This is a genomic window from Streptomyces noursei, assembly GCF_001646665.1.
In the GTDB taxonomy this organism is placed as follows: Bacteria; Actinomycetota; Actinomycetes; order Streptomycetales; family Streptomycetaceae; genus Streptomyces; species Streptomyces lavendulocolor.
In genome coordinates this window covers 272,780-290,884 of sequence record NZ_LWBU01000373.1, presented here as the reverse complement: position 1 = coordinate 290,884, position 18,105 = coordinate 272,780, and the positions used below count along the sequence as shown (strand labels likewise).

General features: G+C 72.7%; 13 protein-coding genes. 7 read left to right on the top strand and 6 right to left on the bottom strand.

Annotated features, from left to right (window positions below; genetic code table 11):
• The first annotated feature begins 313 nt into the window (after positions 1-313).
• On the top strand, positions 314-1,240 hold the full coding sequence (locus A4V12_RS29395; RefSeq protein WP_064072461.1) for an NAD(P)/FAD-dependent oxidoreductase: 927 nt from the start codon (positions 314-316) through the stop codon (positions 1,238-1,240).
• Between the two features lie 14 nt (positions 1,241-1,254).
• Here the strand turns inward: A4V12_RS29395 and A4V12_RS29390 are convergent, their stop codons facing one another.
• The 4 genes from A4V12_RS29390 to A4V12_RS29375 all read right to left on the bottom strand — a co-directional run bounded on the left by A4V12_RS29390 (position 1,255) and on the right by A4V12_RS29375 (position 7,246).
• On the bottom strand, positions 1,255-1,788 hold the full coding sequence (locus A4V12_RS29390) for a GNAT family N-acetyltransferase (protein ID WP_064072460.1): 534 nt from the start codon (positions 1,786-1,788) through the stop codon (positions 1,255-1,257).
• Between the two features lie 172 nt (positions 1,789-1,960).
• The gene (locus tag A4V12_RS29385; protein ID WP_064072459.1) at positions 1,961-3,694 is read right to left on the bottom strand and encodes a BCCT family transporter; all 1,734 of its coding nucleotides are present in this window, start codon (positions 3,692-3,694) and stop codon (positions 1,961-1,963) included.
• A 109-nt stretch (positions 3,695-3,803) separates the two neighbouring features.
• Positions 3,804-5,168 (bottom strand): M14 family metallopeptidase, encoded by a 1,365-nt coding sequence (locus A4V12_RS29380; protein ID WP_064072458.1) that lies wholly within the window; start codon positions 5,166-5,168, stop codon positions 3,804-3,806.
• A complete protein-coding gene (locus A4V12_RS29375) occupies positions 5,165-7,246 on the bottom strand; it encodes a Xaa-Pro dipeptidyl-peptidase (protein WP_064072457.1) in 2,082 nt (693 codons plus the stop codon). The genes A4V12_RS29380 and A4V12_RS29375 overlap by 4 nt, the downstream gene beginning before the upstream one ends.
• A 202-nt stretch (positions 7,247-7,448) precedes the next feature.
• Here A4V12_RS29375 and A4V12_RS29370 point away from each other — a divergent pair, with 202 nt between their 5' ends.
• Complete coding sequence (locus A4V12_RS29370) at positions 7,449-8,978, top strand: M1 family metallopeptidase (RefSeq protein WP_064072456.1); 1,530 nt, start codon at positions 7,449-7,451, stop codon at positions 8,976-8,978.
• 158 nt (positions 8,979-9,136) lie between these two features.
• Here A4V12_RS29370 and A4V12_RS29365 read toward each other — a convergent pair whose 3' ends face one another.
• Positions 9,137-9,568, bottom strand: coding sequence for a DUF3995 domain-containing protein (locus tag A4V12_RS29365; RefSeq protein WP_064072455.1), 432 nt, complete (start codon positions 9,566-9,568; stop codon positions 9,137-9,139).
• Between the two features lie 163 nt (positions 9,569-9,731).
• On the opposite strand from A4V12_RS29365, the gene A4V12_RS29360 reads away from it, so the two are divergent.
• Together A4V12_RS29360 and A4V12_RS29355 are read left to right on the top strand one after the other, a co-directional pair.
• Positions 9,732-10,160: a hypothetical protein gene (locus A4V12_RS29360; RefSeq protein ID WP_064072454.1), complete on the top strand. Its 429-nt coding sequence runs from the start codon at positions 9,732-9,734 to the stop codon at positions 10,158-10,160.
• 146 nt (positions 10,161-10,306) lie between these two features.
• Positions 10,307-11,356 (top strand): LacI family DNA-binding transcriptional regulator, encoded by a 1,050-nt coding sequence (locus tag A4V12_RS29355; RefSeq protein WP_064072453.1) that lies wholly within the window; start codon positions 10,307-10,309, stop codon positions 11,354-11,356.
• A gap of 11 nt (positions 11,357-11,367) precedes the next feature.
• On the opposite strand, the gene A4V12_RS29350 is transcribed toward A4V12_RS29355, so the two are convergent.
• On the bottom strand, positions 11,368-14,100 hold the full coding sequence (locus tag A4V12_RS29350) for a glycosyl hydrolase (protein ID WP_064072500.1): 2,733 nt from the start codon (positions 14,098-14,100) through the stop codon (positions 11,368-11,370).
• Between the two features lie 441 nt (positions 14,101-14,541).
• Between A4V12_RS29350 and A4V12_RS29345 the strand changes: the two genes are divergently transcribed.
• The 3 genes from A4V12_RS29345 (at position 14,542) to A4V12_RS29335 (ending at position 17,846) form a co-directional block, all read left to right on the top strand.
• Complete coding sequence (locus A4V12_RS29345) at positions 14,542-15,873, top strand: ABC transporter substrate-binding protein (RefSeq protein WP_064072452.1); 1,332 nt, start codon at positions 14,542-14,544, stop codon at positions 15,871-15,873.
• 168 nt (positions 15,874-16,041) lie between these two features.
• Positions 16,042-17,010, top strand: coding sequence for a carbohydrate ABC transporter permease (locus A4V12_RS29340; protein ID WP_064072451.1), 969 nt, complete (start codon positions 16,042-16,044; stop codon positions 17,008-17,010).
• On the top strand, positions 17,007-17,846 hold the full coding sequence (locus A4V12_RS29335) for a carbohydrate ABC transporter permease (protein ID WP_064072450.1): 840 nt from the start codon (positions 17,007-17,009) through the stop codon (positions 17,844-17,846). Before A4V12_RS29340 ends, A4V12_RS29335 begins: the two co-directional genes overlap by 4 nt.
• Positions 17,847-18,105 lie beyond the last annotated feature (259 nt).

Sequence of the window (18,105 nt, the reverse complement as noted above, 5' to 3'; positions counted from 1 at the left end):
GGCGCCGGGGCGGGGGGGGGGGGGCGGGGGGGGGGGGGGGGGGGGGGGCGGGGGGGGGGTCGCGCGGCGCGGGGCGGTCGTGGTCAGGACGCCCTCCCTGGTGTGGTCGGTGGGGTGCCGGCGGTGAGGACGCCGCCGGCCCGGGTCGCGGGCGCGAGGGCGAAGTACGCGTGGGTGTCGTGGCGCGCCGGCGCGCGCGGCTCGCCGTGACCGAGGCCGTGGTCGAGACCGGACCCGTGTCCGGCTCGTGCTCGTGCGGGGCGGGCATGCCGGGTGTACGCCCGCCCCGGACGGCTCCGCTACCGTCCCCGGCATGACGGGTGACGCGATCGTGGTGGGCGGCGGGGTCATCGGGCTGACGACGGCCGTCGCCCTGGCCGGGCGCGGGCTGCGGGTACGCGTGTGGACGCGTGACGCGCCGGGCGACACCACCTCCGCGGTGGCGGGGGCCCTGTGGTGGCCGTACCGCATCGAACCGGCCGAGCGCGTCGGCTCCTGGGCACTGGCGTCGCTGCGCGTGTACGAGCGGCTCGCGGCCGACCCCGGGGCGACCGGGGTGCGGATGGTGGCGGGGGTCCACGCGGACACGGACCTGGGCTCGCTGGGCGCGTGGGCGGGCGAGGTGCCCGGGATGCGGCAGCTGGCGTCGGGGGGCCTGGCGGCCCGGCTGCCGCTGGTCGACATGCCGGTCCACCTGGCGTGGCTGCGGTCCCGGCTGGAGGCGGCGGGCGGGGTCGTGGAGAGGCGGACGGTGTCGTCCCTCGCGGAGGCGGTGGCCCCGGTGGTGGTCAACTGCACCGGGCTGGGCGCCCGGGACCTCGTACCGGATCCGGGGGTGCGGCCGGTGCGCGGGCAGCTGGTCCTGGTGGAGAACCCGGGCGTCGAGGAGTGGTACACGGCCGCGGACTCCTCGGCGGCCACGACGTACTTCTTCCCCCAGCCGGGCCGGCTGGTCCTGGGCGGCACGGCGGAGGAGGACGACTGGCGCACCGGGCCGGACGCGGGGACGGCGGCCGCGATCGTCGCCCGGTGCGCGCGGATCCGCCCCGAGATCGGCGGGGCGCGGGTGCTGGGGCACCGGGTGGGTCTGCGGCCGGTGCGCCGGGACGGGGTGCGCCTGGCGGCGGAGCCGTCGCCGGGCGGCCGTGGGGTGCTGTTCCACAACTACGGTCACGGCGGCGCGGGGGTGACCGTCGCGTGGGGCTGCGCCGAGGAGGTGGCGGGCGTGGTCGCCGGGTGATCCGGCGACCCGGCTCAGCCCTGGTACTCGGTGAGGTCGATGGCGTGGACGTGCAGCGGGACGCCGTGCACCGGGTGGGTCGTCTCGCGCTCGGGCACCATGCCGAGCTTGCGCATGACGTTCTCGGCGGCGTCGTTCCCGAGCCGGGCGATGCTCACGACCCGGTCGAGGCCGCGGTCCTGGAGCGCGAACTCCAGCACGGCGTGGGCGGCCTCGGAGGCGTATCCCTGGCCCCAGAACGGACGGCCCAGGCGCCAGACGATCTCGACGGCCGGCAGCACCTCGGGCAGGTACTCGGGTACGGACAGTCCCGCGAAGCCGATCAGCTCGCCCGAGGCGAGGAGCTCGACGGCGAAGAGCCCGAAGCCCTCCTCGTCCCACTCCTCCTCCCACCGCTCGATGTCCTCCGCCGTCCCCTCCAGGTCGCGGACCGACCCGTCGCCGATCCAGCGCATCACCTCGGGGTCCGCGTCGATGTCGGCCATGGGGACGAGGTCGTCGTCGTGCCAGCGGCGCAGGAGGAGTCGGGGGGTGAGGATCTCGGTCATGGCGCCATCCTCGCCGATGACCGCCCGCCGGCGTGAATCGGCCCGTGGCAACGGGCCGGCCGCCGCCCCAGTGGGGGGTGGGGCGGCCGGTCAGCCTCTGTGGGGCGGGGCGGCCGGTGAGCCCCGGTGCGGCGGGGCGGTCGGCCGGCCCCGGTGGAGGTGGGGCGGTCGGTCAGCGGTCGGAGCCGGGGTCCCGGCCGGCGTCGGGGCCGGGCGCGGTGCCCGAGGGGCCTCCGGGGGCCTCGTCGTGGCTCGGGCCGATGCGGATCTCGAAGTCACCCGCGTACTTCTCGTGGCCCGCGATCACGGCCTCCTCCACGGCTTCCTCGGCGAGTTCGCCGCGCACGATCAGCGGGTCCTGGCGCAGGTCCCGCATGAGGGACCAGCACATGCCGATCATCACCAGGACGAAGGGCGCGGCGACGAGGATCGTCAGGTGCTGGAGGCCGGCGAGCGCGTCGCCCTTCCCCTCGCCGACGAGGAGCATCACGGCCGCCACGCCACCGGTGACCACGCCCCAGAAGACGACCACGAACCGGGCGGGTTCGAAGGTGCCCTTCTGGGAGAGCGTGCCCATCACGATCGAGGCCGCGTCGGCGCCCGAGATGAAGAAGATGCCGACCAGGATCATCACCAGCAGGCTCATCACGCCGGCGATCGGGAACTCCTGGAGCACTCCGAAGAGCTGGGCCTCGGGCGTGGTCGCGGCTCCCAGGTCGCCGCGCTCCTTCAGGTGCATGGCCGTGCCGCCGAAGACCGCGAACCAGATGAGGCTCACGGTGCTGGGGACCAGGATGACGCCCCCGACGAACTGCCGGATCGTCCGGCCCCGGCTGATGCGGGCGATGAACATGCCGACGAACGGCGTCCAGGAGATCCACCAGGCCCAGTAGAAGACCGTCCAGCTGCTCAGCCAGTCGGCGACGTCCCCGCCGCCGGTGGCGGCCTCGGTGCGGCCGGCCAGCTGCGGCAGTTCGTCGAGGTAGGAGGCGAGGGAGGTGGGGATCAGGTCGAGGACCAGGATGGTGGGGCCGGCGACGAAGACGAAGAGGGCGAGCACGAGGGCCAGCACCATGTTGGTGTTGGAGAGCCACTGGATGCCCCTCTCCACCCCGGACACGGCGGAGAACACGAAGCACACCGTCAGGACGCCGATGATGGTGACGAGCAGCCCGGTCCCGGCCTCGTCCAGCCATCCGACCTCGTTCATGCCGCTGCCGATCTGGAGCGCTCCGAGCCCGAGGGAGGTGGCGGAGCCGAACAGCGTGGCGAAGATCGCCAGGATGTCGATCACCCGTCCGGGTGCTCCGTCCGCGCGCTTCCCGCCGATGAGCGGGACGAAGACGGCACTGATCGTCTGCCGCCTGCGGCGCCGGAAGGTGCTGTACGCGATGGCCAGGCCGACCACCGCGTAGATGGCCCAGGGGTGGAGGGTCCAGTGGAAGAGGGTGGTGGCGAGTGCCGTCTGCATGGCGTCCGCCGAGTCGGCGGGGTCGGTGCCGGGCGGCGGGGTGGTGTAGTGGGCGAGGGGTTCGCTGACGCCGTAGAACATCAGACCGATGCCCATGCCGGCGCTGAACATCATGGCGACCCAGGAGACGGTGCTGAACTCGGGCTTCTCGTGCTCCTGGCCCAGCTGGATCCGGCCGTACCGGCTGACGGCGAGCCAGAGCGCGAAGACGACGAAGCCCGAGGCGGCCAGGACGAACGCCCAGCCGCCGTTGTGCATCAGGCCGTTCAGCATGGTGTCGGAGATGCTCTCCAGCGACTCCGTCGCGGTGGCGCCCCAGACCACGAAGGCCAGAGTGAGCACGGCCGTCACGCCGAAGACCACCCGGTCGGTGACGGGTGCCTTGTCCTCGTGCGGGTGACGGCCCGGCAGAGCGGCCTTCACCGGCAGCCGCATCCGTTGCCCCGGTTTGCGTTGCTCCTGAGACACGGGCGGCACCTTTCGCGATCATGGCCTGATTTCGCTCTTGATACCCCCTACCACGCGGTGCACACCTGTCCCGGTATCAACAGCCCTCGACCGGCCTCCCCTCGGCGAGGCGGTAGGCCGCCCGGGTGTCGAGGAGAAGCGGGACCAGGGCCCGCAGCGACTGGCGCAGCGGTACGAAGGCGCCGTCGGCGCCCGGCCGGGCGGCCACCCCGTGCAGCGCCAGCTCGTCCTTGACGTCCGCGTACTGGGCGGCGTCGAGGTGGTAGCCGCAGGGCGGGTCCTGGAGCGTCTCGGCGGGCTCCGGCGGGTCGTTGTCGGCGCCGCCCAGGTGCACCGGGCCCCGGTCGCGCAGCCCGGCGAGCCGGGCCCTGGCGGTGGCCGCCCCGATCGCCGCGCGCCGGTCGTCGACGTACCCGAACAGGCCGTCGAGGGCGGCCAGCTGGCTGTCGACGCGGCGCCGGTTGTTGAGGGCGGGGTCGGACTTCTCCTCGTCGGTGAGCGGGTCGACGCGGGTCTCGACGAGCAGGCCGACGGAGTGCTTGATGCCCGCGGTGTTGCGCAGGATGCGCTCCTGGCCGTCGCCCGCGACCTGCTTGACGGGCTCTCCGGTGACGGGGTCGGTCCAGATGCCGTAGACGCCGCTGTCGAAGCCGGCGCGCTCGGCCGCGGGCCGTACGTACGACTCGGAGAGGGTGTGCGCCTCGTCGTGGACGCGGGCGTATGTGTTCGGGTTGCGGGGCCAGAGCGCGAGGAGGTCCTTGTCGTAGTAGGGCGGCGTGGCGCCGTACTCGTGCAGGTCGTACACGACGTCGGGCCGGTGGTCGCGGATCACGGCGGCGAGGGCGCGTGCCTCGGCGGTGGCGAGGGTGAGGTGGTCGCGGTTGACGTCGACGCCGTCGGCGTTGCCGCGGGTGTCGGCGGCGCGGCCGTCGGGGTTGGCGGTCGGCACGACGAGGACGGTCGTGCGGGCCAGGAAGCGGAGGGTGTCGCGGTCCTTGGCGTACGCGAGGTCGCGGACGGTGGTCAGGCAGGCCTCGCGGCCGGACGGTTCGTCACCGTGCTGGCTGCAGATGAGGAGCACGGTGGTGGCGCCGGGCGCGGTGGAGATCCGCACCAGGTTCAGCGGGCGGCCCTGGCGGGTGGTGCCCGCCCGGGTCATGGAGACGCGGTCGCTCGCCCGGTCGACGGCGGCGAGGAAACGTTGCTCCTCGGCCTGACCGGTCCAGCGGGCCCCGCCACTGGCCTCGAAGCCCGTGCGGGGCGGTGCCCCGCCAGGCGACACCTGGGCGGACGCGGCCTGGGCGGGTGTGGCCTGGGCGGGTGTGGCCTGGGCGGGTGCGGTGATCAGCGGGAGGGCGAGCGCGGTGGCGGTGGTGACGGTCACCGCGAGGGCGTGGCCGCGGGCACGTCGGGCGCGGGCACGGCGGGCGCGGGGGGTCATCGGGCGCTGCCTCCGGGGATCGGCGGGATCTGGCGGGGGGCGGGGGGCGGTGCGGCCTGCTGCGGCGCCGCCGGGTGCGCGGGGCGCGGGGCGGGCGGGTGCGCGGCGCCGGTGGTGGCGCGGAGGAAGGCGGCGGTGCCGCCGACGAGGGGCAGCCGGGCCGAGGTGCGGGACAGGTCGAGGGTGAGGGTCGGCCTGGCCGCCGGGGGGTCGATGAGGTCGCGGTCGGTGCCGCCGATGATCAGGGCGAGGCGGTGGCCGGCCGGGACGACGTGGTCGGCCGAGGCGAGGTCGAGGGTGATGGTGTGGGGCTCGCCGGGGGTGAGGGGGCGGCCCCGGTGTTCGTCGGCCCAGTTGCCGAGGTCGGCCCAGCCGCGGCTGACGACGGTGAACCCGACGTCGGTGGTCTTCGCCCTCGTCTCCTTGAAGCAGGCGCTGTCGCCGGCGGTGCTCGCGCCCCAGCAGGTGCGTTCTGCGAGCGTGGTGATGCCCTCACCGGCCGACCCGTAGTCGCGGATGGTGCCGGGGCCGAGGTCGACCAGCACGGCGGAGAGGTGGGCGCTGGTGGTGTCCGGGGTGGCGGTCACGGTGACCCTGGAGGCGCCTGCGAGCCGCAGGTCCCGGGTGAGCGGGCGGGAGACGAAGCCCGCCTTGGCGGGAGTGGGGGCGTCGATGTGCGCCGCCCAGTCGAGTTCGCCGAGCGCCGGGTCGTCGGTGAACGTCTCGGTCGCGCCCGGCCGTGCCGGGGCGAGCCCGAGGGTGCCCACGCCGGGTGCCGTGCCGGTGCCGGGGCGGAGCGTGGTGGTGGCGGTGGCGCGCGGCGGCCAGACCCGGTCGGTGGTCCACCGGTCGGGGGCGCGCTCGATGTCGGCCATCGGCTCCCGGTCGATGCCGTTGTCGTAGCCGAGCAGGTGGTGGTCGAACCAGCGGTGCAGGGTGCGGACCCAGTCGGCGCGGCGGAAGTCGAAGGGGTCGACGTGGCCGGTCTGCGAGAGCCAGATCTTGCGTTCGACGCCGTGCTCGGCGAGCGCGTCCCACCACTGGCCGAAGTGCTTGGCGCGGACGTTGAGGTCCTGCTGCCCGTGCACGACGAACACGCTGGCCCTCACCTTGTGCGCGTCCTTGACGTGGTCGCGCGCGTCCCACAGCGGGGTGCGGTCGCCGGTGCGGGGTGCCCCGTCGACCAGGCGCTGCTGTACGTGGGCGCAGCGGGTGCGGGCGTCGGGGCTGTTGACGTAGTGCGAGAGCCAGTCGGGGCCGGAGTCGTACAGCGGGGCGCCCTTGGCGAAGTAGTAGTCGTACCAGGAGGAGATGGCGCCGATCGGGACGATGGTCCGCAGCCCCTCGACGCCGGTCGCGGCGACGCCGTTGGCGATCGTGCCGTCCCAGCTCTTGCCGATCATGCCGGTGTCGCCGGTGGACCAGCCGGTGGCGCGGGCGCGTTCGGAGCCGGTGCGGGTGGTGTAGCCGCGGGCGCGACCGTTGAGCCAGTCGACGACGGCCTTGGCGGACTGCACGTCGGAGCGGCCGCCGACGTCGTCGCAACCGTCCGAGCGGTTGGTTCCGGCCAGATCGACGGCTGCGAAGGCGTAGCCGCGCGGGACGAAGTAGTTGTCGTAGTACAGCGGGAACTGCACCGGGGCGCCCTGGGCGTCGTACGTCTTCTTCTGGCTCTCGTTGCCGCGTCCGCAGCAGGAGTAGTAGGGACTGGCGTCCATGATCACGGGAACCTTGCGGCCCCGCTGGGCCGCCTCGCGGGGCCGGACGATGTCGACGGCCACGCGGTCGGTCCTGCCGTCGCGGTCGCCGTCGAGGCCGGTGTCGACCCAGAGGGACTCGCGGATCGCGTCGGCGTACGAGTGGACGGGGCGCGACTCCTGGACGGGCGCGGCGGGCGCGCCGGTGGCCCCGGCGGCGCCTGGGGGCGCGGCCGGTGCGGTCACGGGACGTGGAGCGACGGGAGGTGCGGTGACGGCGGCGGCGCTCACCGGGGGTGCGGAGGCCGCCATCAGGGCGGCTGTGGCCGCCAACGCCAGGGCTCCGCTCGACAGGGGGGTTCTCCGCGCACGTATCGGCATGGGCGGAAGGTACACGGGCCGACTGCCGGAGGACAGGGGGCACTACGGGGAGGAAGGGGACACGGGGGACGGTGCGGGTGAGGGGCGTTCATGTCGGCCGAATGGCGATCGCGTGACACGTGGGGCCATGGACATGACTGAGCCGGGAGGGGCTGAATAGCCTTCAAGAGATCTTCCGTCCACACGACTTGGAGAGCTTGACGTGCACCGCAGACTGATCGTCCCGAGCGCACTCGCGGCCTCGCTGTTGCTGGCGATCCCGGCATCCGCGGCCGACTACGCCCCGGGCGCACCGGGTATCGGCGACCCCTACTACCCGGCCAGCGGCAACGGCGGGTACGACGTGTCGCACTACGACCTGCGCCTGAAGTACCAGCCGAAGACGGACCTGCTGGAGGGGACGGCGACGATCCTCGCCACCACCACGCAGAACCTGTCCCGCTTCAACCTCGACCTCGGTCTGAAGGTGAGCGAGGTGCGGGTCAACGGCAAGAAGGCACGCTTCACGGCCACCGGCGACCACGAGCTGGAGATCACCCCGGCCACGCCGCTGGAGAAGAACCGGTCGATATCGGTCGTCGTGCGGTACGCGGGCAAGCCGTCCCAGCTGAAGATCGGCGGCTGGACCGCCTGGCACCGCACCCCCGACGGCGGTGTGGCGGCGCAGGAGCCGGACTCGGCCGTCTGGTGGTTCCCGTCGAACGACCACCCGCTGGACAAGGCGACGTACGACGTCTCGGTCTCGGTGCCGGACGGGACGCAGGCCATCAGCAACGGCGTCCTGCAGTCGCAGTCGTCGCGCCTCGGCTGGACGCGGTTCAACTGGCGCTCCGACAAGCCGCAGGCCAGCTACCTCGCCACGCTGGCCGTCGGCAAGTTCGACATCACCACGGACAAGACCGACAAGGGCCTGCCCGTCCTGAACGCGTACAGCAAGGACCTCGGCGCCAACGCGGGCGCGGCGCGCGCCAGCATCGAGCGCACGGCGGAGGTCGCGGAGTGGCTGGAGGAGGTCTTCGGGCCGTACCCCTTCAACGCCCTCGGCGGTTACGTCCCCAACGTGACCAGCGGGTACGCGCTGGAGACCCAGACGCGGCCGTTCTACAGCCCCCGCCAGTTCGCCAACGGGGCCAACGTGTCGGTGGTCGTGCACGAGCTGGCGCACCAGTGGTACGGCGACAGCGTGTCCGTCGACGGGTGGAAGGACATCTGGGTCAACGAGGGCTTCGCCCGCTACAGCCAGTGGCTGTGGTCGGAGAAGGAGGGTGAGGGGACGGCGCAGGAGCTGGCGGACTACGTGTACGCGCAGCACCCGGCCGACGACCCGTTCTGGACGGTCAAGCCCGGCGACCCGGGCCCGGACAAGCAGTTCGACCTCGCCGTGTACGACCGTGGGGCGCTCGCCCTCCAGGCGCTGCGCAACGAGATCGGCGACGAGGACTTCTTCGCCGTCCTGAAGGGCTGGCCCACCGCGTACGCGTACGGCAACGCCAAGGTGGGCGACTTCGTGCGGTACGCCGAGCGCGTCTCGGGCAAGCCGCTGGCCGGGCTGTTCGACACCTGGCTGTACCAGCCGACCAGGCCGGCGGCCCCCGCCGCCGCCGCATCGCGGATCGCGCGCTCCTCGGCGGCCACGGCGAAGCCGGTGCAGCCGAAGTCGTGGCAGAAGATCGCCGCGACCAACACGATCCACGACCACGGTCACGACCACGACCACGGTCACGACCACTGATCACTGATCACTGACCACCTGTCGACCGTCCCGCCACTGGTCGTGTCGCCGTCACCGCCCGCGGCCCGGCGCCGCGGGCGGGGCCGCGGGCGCAGCGGCCGGCGGGCGGGGCGGCGGGCGGGGCGCCGCCGCTCGCCGTGCCGCCCTCCTGGCGGGCCCTACCGGCGGACCGCCGCCACCGCCACGACCAGCGAGAGCAGGCAGAGCACGAGGCACAGCGGGGAGTAGAGCAGCGCGTTCCAGCGCCGGAACTCCGGCGGGGCGCCCGAGTTCATGAGGTAGCCGGCCGTCCCCCGGACGAACATGACCAGCGCGAATCCGAACATGCCGGTGAGCCGCAGCCATTCCGGACCGACTCCCGGGACGGTGCCGTTCACCATGAGGGTCAGCACACCGGCGCCGATCAGGGCCGTACCGACCGCCATGCACTCCAGGACGCCCGGCATCCGGCCGTCGTGCGTGCCGCCGATCGTCCTGGTGAAGGTCGCCGGGTCCTTCCACGGCCAGGGGGAGAAGGCCCAGACGAAGTGCAGGAGGCCGATGGCCACCACGACGAGGCTGAGCAGGCCGGGGACCAGGGTGCGGATCATTCGTCCGCCTTTCGCTCCGGAGGGACGGTGCCGCTGTCGGGCCGAGCGTCGTTCTCACCCATATACGATGGCGTATACATCGGGTCGGCCCCATCGTACGGCCGCCCCCGAGGAGTTGAGGGGCCGGGGGTGCGGGATCGCCGCCGGCACACGGGGAGGCAGCATGAGCAGGGACACCGACTTCGTCTTCACGTTCGCACGGCCGGTCGGCGTCAGCGATGTCCTCGACGCCCTCGGTGCGGCCGGCTGGGTCCCCGACGACATGGGGAGCATCACCTACCACGTCGACCTGGAGGACGGGGACGCCCAGCAGCGGCCGATGGACGAGTTCCCGGCCGCCGTCGCGGAACTGGAGCAGGGTGTCGCCGCCGGGCACATCTCGACCATCATGCTCACCTGGAGGGACACCGGGACGGGTGGGAGCTTCTTCTTCTACCCTTCGGGTGACCGCCTGATGCTCGCCCCCATCCTGAACACCAGGACGCGTGCCGACCACCCGGACTTCCTCGACCTGGAGTGGTACATGAGCCGGCTGCTCGGCCCCCTGGCGGGAATCGGGCTGACCGGGGTGGAGACGACGGACCTGGCCTGAGTCTCCGGGCCCCCGGGCTCCCGAGGAGAACCGCGGGCCACCGGTCGACCCGGAGGCCAGAGAGCGCTCTCAAAGGGGTGGATGACGGGATACCCTGCTGGTGTACACCGCATTCCCGCGCGCCGAGGAGCTTCCCCTTGTCCCCCATGCCCGAACCGGCCCCCGGCTCCCGCCCCACCCTGGAAGCCGTCGCGGCCCGCGCCGGGGTGTCGCGGGCGACGGTGTCCCGTGTCGTGAACGGCGGCGCCGGGGTGCGGCAGGCACTGGTGGAGAAGGTGCGGGAGGCGGTGGAGGAGCTCGGCTACGTCCCGAACCACGCGGCCCGCACCCTGGTGACGCGGCGCAACGGCGCGGTGGCGGTGATCATCGCCGAGCCGGAGTTCCGGGTGTTCTCCGACCCCTTCTTCGAGCAGCAGGTGCGGGGCATCAGCCGCGAGCTGACCGCGCACGACTCGCAGCTCGTGCTGCTGTGGGTGGAGGGGCCGGGTGACTACGACCGGATCGGGCGGTATCTGGGCGGGGGGCACGTGGACGGTGCCCTCGCCTTCTCCGTGCACGACGACGACGAGCTGCCCTCCATCATCCGGCGGGCGCAGGTCCCCGCGGTGTTCGGCGGGCGGCCGGGGTGGCCGGGCGCGACGGCGGGCCCGGCCGTGCCGTACGTCGACTGCGACAACCGGGGCGGCGCCCGGGAGGCGGTGCGGCACCTGTTGTCGCTGGGGCGCGAGCGCGTGGCGCACATCGCCGGTCCGCGCGACCAGACGTCGGCGATGGACCGGATGGACGGCTACCAGGACGTCCTGCTGGACGCCGGCCCCGGACTGATCGCCCAGGGCGACTTCACCGAGGAGAGCGGTGCCCGGGCGATGGCCGAGCTGCTGGAGCAGCGCCCGGACCTGGACGCCGTGTTCGCGGCCAATGACCTGATGGCGTCCGGCGCGCTGCGGGTGCTGCGGGAGCGCGGCCTGCGCGTGCCCGAGGACGTGGCGCTGGTCGGTTTCGACGACATGACGTCCATCGCGGAGGCCACCGACCCCCCGCTGACGACGGTCCGCCAGGACATCGAGGGCATGGGGCGGCTGATGGTGCGGCTGCTGATGCGGGTCCTGAACGCGGACGAGGCCGAGCCCGGGGCGGGCAGCGCCCCGGGCTCGGTGATCACTCCTACGGAACTGGTGCGGCGGGCGTCCGCCTAGATCGTGTCCGGTCAGCCGTACGGGATGACCAGGACCGACCGGTCGGTGCCGGTCTGGAGCCGGGCCGTGCCGTTGCCGATGGCGGGCCACACCTCCAGGCGTACCGTGCCGCCCTTGAGGTCGCCCAGGGTGCCGGTCGCCGACTTCAGGCCCCGCGTCTGGGCGTACTCCTCCCAGCCGGTCACCGGGTCGGTCGCGAAGTAGTGGTACGTCTCCGTCCGCTCGAAGGTGCCGTCGCCGGTGAGGTCGTAGCTGACGCGCGCCTGCTGGCCCAGGCCGACCGTGGTGCCCGCGTCGACCTGGAGCCGGAAGGCGGTGGCGACGCCCGGCTTCAGCGTGCCGTTCACGCCCTTCGCCTCGTACACCAGCGGCTGGTACGGGGTGCCGTCGTGGTTCGCGCCGCCCGCCGAGGCGATGGTGTCGCTGCCCGCCGTCGCGCCGGTCGCCGTGGTGAGCGTCCCGCCGGTGCGGAGCTGGAAGGTGTCGCCGGTGGACGGGCCCGGGTCGCCCGGATCGCCGGGGTCGCCGCCGCTGCCGGTGCCGGTGGCCGTGGAGCGGGCGGGGACGGTGAGCCTGGCGCCGTCGGAGAACGTCACGGTGCGGGCGGTGGAGCCGTGGTTGTGGGCCGCGTAGGTCCGTACGGTGCCCTTGGTGAAGACCGCCGAGGCGGGGATGTCTCCGGTCACGGTCGCGTCGGGGGCGCCGAGCGCGTCCAGGGTGCCGATCCAGTGGTAGGTGTGCGCCTTGGACTCCCCCGCCTCGGGGGTGTACGCGGCGTGGCCGGCGTCCCACTTGGCCTTCGCGGCGGCGGGGTCGGCCAGGGACTGGAACTCCCAGAGGATGTCGCGCCATTCGACGGCCGGTCCGCCGTTCTCGCGTTCCATCTCGGCGATGTTGCGCCGGATGGCCGCCTTCTCGCCGCCCAGGTGGAGCGAACCGCCGGTCACGGGCAGGACGTTGATGCCGTGGATCTCCTCCGGGTTGGCCGTCCACCAGGTGGCGTAGGCGGCGCCGCTGCCCCACACCATGCCGGCGGTGTCGTGCCCGAAGGACGACGGGAAGACCTGCTGGTCCGCGTCGAACCAGTACTGGGCGATGGCCTCCGCCTCGGTCGTCAGCAGGTAGACCCCGAGGTCCCGCAGCGCGGTGTCCCCGGTGGCCGAGCCCCACAGGACCAGGCCGGCGCTCAGGTTCGTCGACTCGGAGGACGACTCCTGGTTGTTGCCGGCGGCGAAGCCCTGGTGGCCGGAGGCCCAGCTGTGGCCGGCGTACACGTCGAAGCCGCGCAGGAAGGGGAAGGACGTGTCGGTGCGGCTGGGGTTGGCGGCGTCCCGTACCAGGGTCTTGACCATGGTGCCCCACGCCGAGTCGGCGGCCCAGGCGGGGTCGTACTGGGCGACGATCGCGGCCGCGTAGACGTAGTACGAGTAGTGGAAGTGGTGGTCGTTGAGCTCGGTGTCGCTGCCGTACGAGGCGGGGTAGCCGGTGAGGGTCTTCCAGCTGCGGTCGTAGGAGAACTCGTTCGCCCCGCCCGCCGTGAACCAGTCCTGGAGCCGTCCCTTGAGCAGGCCGATCAGCTTGTCGCGGGTGGCGGTCTCGCCGATCTGCTCGGCGACGGGCACGAGCTGGGCGAGGCGGCCGAGGGCCTTGCCGGTCCAGTAGGTGTCCGTGGCGCCGGAGAACGGGTCGGCGGCGTTCGCGGCCTCGTTCAGGTAGCCGCGCAGCCGGGCGGCGTCGACGCCGGACGACTTCGGCAGCCCGGGCAGCACCGCGGCGGCCTTCTGGCTCGTGGTGAAGGTGGTGGCGGCGCGGACCTTCATGGTGCCGCGTGGCGAGACGTACGTGTACGGGGTCAGCGCGTCGGTGGTGTGGAGCCACTGGTGCCGGTAGAGGGCCTGGAGGGTGCCGGTCTGGGTGCCCTCCTGCGGCTGGGTGGTGAGGGTGTAGGTGGCCCTCACCGTCCCGCCGCCGTAGCTCCAGTCGACCTTGGAGCCGGTCACGAAGCTGTAGGCGTACGTACGGTAGGTGGCCAGCGCGTCCGGTGAGGGCAGCACGGCCACCGAGAAGTAGTCCTTGCCGCCGAGCCCGGCCGTCAGCGTGGAGCCGGACACCGTCCAGTCGGTGCCGGTCGGGGCGAACAGCGCGTAGTGGTGGCCGGCGACCGTGACGCCCAGGACGTTGCCCTGGTCGGCGAAGACGGTCGGCGCGGTGGCGGTGGTGACGCGCGCGTCGCCGCCGGTGCCCTTGGCGTACACGAACGGCGAGCCGTGGCCGATGGTCGTGCGCAGGGTGCGGGCCCCGTCCGACCAGTAGGGGGTGACGGTCCAGTCGGACCAGGCGTCGGCCTTGGTGTCGGGCGAGTTCAGGCCGGTGAGCCCGAGGGTGAGGTCGCGCTTGTGGGCGTACTCGTACTGTCTGCCGTCGCCCACGATCGTGGGGGCCGTCGGATAGCCGATGTCGAGGCCGGCGGCGGTCGCCTGGTAGGTGAGCGGGTGCCCGTACATGGGCGTCGACCAGGGGTTGTCGCCGTACCGCTGGAAGGCGAGGGACGACCACCAGTCGTTGGTGGGCACCGGCTTGCCCGCGGCGGCCGGGGTGACCTTGGGGGTGACGGGGGCGCCGGTGTTGGTGGTGGGGCCGGAGGTTCCGGGCGGGCGGGTGTCGGAGTAGCTGCCCGCTCCGGCGGGGACCGTGGCGGCCGCGGCGGGACCGGCGGTGGTCGCGGTGAGGCCGAGCGCGGCCATAGCGGTGGCCAGGAGCAGGGCGGCCGGGCGGGCGGCGGACCGGGGCGACGACCGGGCCGACCGGCGGAGGCGGGGGCCGCGGGTGGGGACCGCGGCGGGGTCGGAGGCGGGACGGGGGCTGGGGTCGGGGCCGGAGTGGGGGGAAGGGCGGGTGCTGGGGGATGGCATGTCGGCACCTCGGGTCGGTGGCGGGAGAGCGCTCCGAGAGCGCTCTCAGGTGCCCTGGAACGTAAAACTCCTGAAACATGGCTGTCAATACAGGTGACGCCCAGGGAAGTTGGGCGCACCCGCGGCCGTTATGCGTTCGAGTCTTGACGGGGGCGGGGTGCTCGGGGCACGCTCCAAGGCATCTTCCTGAGAGCGCTCTCAACCTCCGGTTCCCGTGTTCCGCTCTCCCCAGCACCTCGCTCCGCACCCCGCCGAAGCCAAGGGAGGCTTCCCATGACCATCGACCGAGCCGCCACCGTCCGCAGAACGACGGGCAGGAGGGCCACGGCCCGCAGGGCAGCCGTACGGCTCGGCGCGGTGGCGCTCACCGGGGCGCTCCTCGCCGCCTGCGGTTCCGGCGCCTCGGACGAGGCGTCCGACGGCACGGTCACGCTCACCGTGGACCTCTTCGGCTCCTTCGGCTACAAGGAGGCGGGGCTCTACGCCGAGTACGAGAAGCTGCACCCCGGCATCAAGATCAAGCAGACGGACACGGAGGACGAGCAGGACTACTGGAAGTCGCTCCAGACCCGGCTCGCCGGCGGCGGCGGGCTCGCCGACGTCCAGGCGATCGAGGTCGGCCGCATCGCCTCGGTGACGCAGCAGCAGGCGGACCGGTTCGAGGATCTGAAGAAGTACGGCGCTGACAAGCTGAAGGGTGAGTTCGCCGAGGCCAAGTGGTCGGCGGCGACGACGAAGGACGGCCGGGTGCTGGGCCTCGGCACGGACGTCGGGCCCGAGGCCATGTGTTACCGGACGGACCTCTTCAAGAAGGCCGGACTGCCCACCGACCGCGCCGTGCTGGCGCAGAAGTGGGCCACCTGGGACGGCTACCTGGACCTCGGCAAGCAGTACAAGGCCAAGGCGCCGGCCAAGAGCGCCTGGCTGGACAGCGTCGGCAGCCTGTACACGATCATGATCGGGCAGGAGGAGGAGCGCTACTACGACGCCTCCGGCAAGCTGATCTACGAGTCGAACCCGGCCGTCAAGACCGCCTGGGACACCGCCACCGAGGCCGCCGCCGCGGGCCTGAGCGCCAAGCTGGACCAGTGGTCGCCGCAGTGGAACCAGGCCTTCGCCGCCGGTTCGTTCGCCACCATCCCCTGCCCCGCCTGGATGCTCGGCTACATCAAGGGCCAGGCCGGTGAGACCGGCAAGGGCAAGTGGGACATCGCCAAGCTGCCCGGCGGCGCCGGCAACTGGGGCGGTTCGTACCTGAGCGTGCCCCGGGCGGCGAAGCACAAGAAGGAGGCGTACGACCTGATCCAGTGGCTCACCGCGCCGGAGCAGCAGGCCAGGCTCTTCGAGAAGCAGGGCAACTTCCCCTCCTCCACGGGAGCCATCGCCAAGGTCGCGGACGCCACGGACCCGTACTTCTCCGGCGCCCCCATCGGCAGGATCTTCGGCGACGCCGCCAAGGCCGCCCCGGTACAGGTGCTCGGCGTCCACGACAAGAACGTCGCCGACCAGATCACGAACGCGCTGAGCGAGGTCGAGCGGAAGGGGACGTCGCCGGAGAAGGCGTGGTCGAACGCGAAGAAGGGCGTCGACAACATCACCGGCTGACCGGCCCGCCCCCGCCGGCCCTCGGGGCCTCCGGCAGGCCGTTCCGGGCCGGTCGGGGCCCCGCACCGGGCCCGTCGAGGACCTCCGGGGGCCCGCGTCCTCCGCCTCCGCCTTCCTTCTTCGCCCGCCTTTTTCCTTCCTCGCCCGTCCACGCCCGTCCCGAACACCATGAAGGGCCGCACCGTGACCCTCACCGCACCGGCAGGAACGGCGGCCGCACGGCGGCGGCGCCCGTCCGCGGCGCGCCGCGCATGGCAGACCGTCTCGCCGTACGCGTACCTCGCACCGTTCTTCACGCTCTTCGCCGCCTTCGGCCTCTTCCCCCTGCTCTACACAGCGTTCGTCTCGCTCTACCGGGTCGAGCTCCAGACGCCCGGTGACATGGAGTGGCGCGGTCTCGGCAACTACGCGGCCCTCTTCACCGACGAGTTCTTCTGGATCTCGCTGCGCAACACCTTCACCATCGGTGTGCTGTCCACGGTCCCGCAGCTGGTGATGGCCCTGGGCCTGGCCCACCTGCTCAACTACAAGCTGCGGGGGCGGACGTTCTTCCGGACGGCGATGCTGCTCCCGTACGCCACGTCCGTGGCCGCCGCGACCCTGGTCTTCGCGCAGCTCTTCGGCCGTGACTTCGGGCTCGTCAACTACGCGCTGGGGCTGGTCGGCATCGACCCGGTCGACTGGCAGACGAACACGGTGGCCTCCCAGATCGCCGTGTCGACGATCGTCATCTGGCGCTGGACCGGCTACAACGCACTGATCTACCTCGCGGGCATGCAGTCCATCCCGAGCGAGCTGTACGAGGCCGCCGAGATGGACGGGGCGTCGCGCTGGCGGCAGTTCTTCCACGTCACGCTGCCGGGGCTGCGCCCGACGATCGTCTTCACCGCCGTCGTGTCGACGATCGGCGCCACCCAGCTGTTCGGTGAGCCGCTGCTGTTCGAGGGCTCGGTGTCGGGTGGTATCTCGCACCAGTACCAGACACTCGGGCTCTATATGTACGAGCAGGGCTGGGGCTTCTTCCACCTGGGGCGCGCCGCCGCCATCGCCTGGGTGATGTTCCTGCTGATCCTGGTGCTCGTCGGGGTCAACGCCCTGATCGTGCGCCGCCGTTCCCGCAAGGAGGCCGGCCGATGACCGTGCGCCGCGCCGGGCGCACCCTGCACGGCGGCCGGGTCGCGTACGCGATCCTCGTCCTGGCCGTGCTGGTGTCCGCCTTCCCGTTCTACTGGACCATCGTCGCCGCCAGCCGCTCCAACGCGGACCTGGCGAAGGTCCCGCCGTCCCTCCTCCCCGGCCCCAACCTGATGCGGAACTTCGAGGCCGTGATGGAGGAGGCGGACATCGGCAAGGCCCTGCTCAACTCCCTGATCGTCTCGGGCTCCATCACGGTCGGCACGGTCCTGTGCTGCACCCTGGCCGGGTTCGCCTTCGCCAAACTGCGCTTCCGCGGGCGGGGCGCCCTGCTCGCGATCACCGTGGGCACCATGATGATCCCGCCGCAGCTGGGCGTGATCCCGCTGTTCATGCTGATCGCGGAGCTGGAGTGGGTGAACCAGCTGCAATCGGTGATCCTGCCGGGTCTGGTGTCGGCCTTCGGCGTGTTCTTCATGCGGCAGTTCCTGGTGCAGGCGCTGCCGGACGAGCTCATCGAGGCGGCTCGGGTGGACGGCGCCTCGTCCGCGAGGATCTTCTGGTCGATCGTGGTGCCGATCGCCCGGCCGGGCATGGCCGTGCTGGGCCTGCTGACGTTCATGGCGGCCTGGAACGACTTCTTCTGGCCGATCGTCGCCCTGTCCTCGCAGAACCCGACCGTGCAGGTCGCGCTGCGCCAGCTGGGCGGCGGCTACGTCAACGACCAGTCCGTGATCATGGCGGGCACGCTGCTGGGGACGCTCCCCGTCCTGCTGGTCTTCGGCCTGCTGGGCCGACAGATCGTCGGCGGCATCATGCAGGGCGCGGTGAAGGGCTGACCGCCCGCGGCGGGCCCGGCCCCGGCATGGGGGCGGCCCGCCGCGGGCCGGCACCGGTGCGGGCGGACCCGTACCGCCGGCCGGGGCGTGGGCGTGGTCACCGCCGCTCCGCACCCGTCCCCCGCCGCCGTCCGTCCCGCCCCTCCCCGGCCTGTCCCGTCCTGTCCCGTGCCGTCTCCTCACCCGTACCTCCCTGTCCTCTCCCCCGTTCCCTGTCCCGCCCACTTCGTGTGGGTCCACTTCGTGTTGGGAGTCTCCC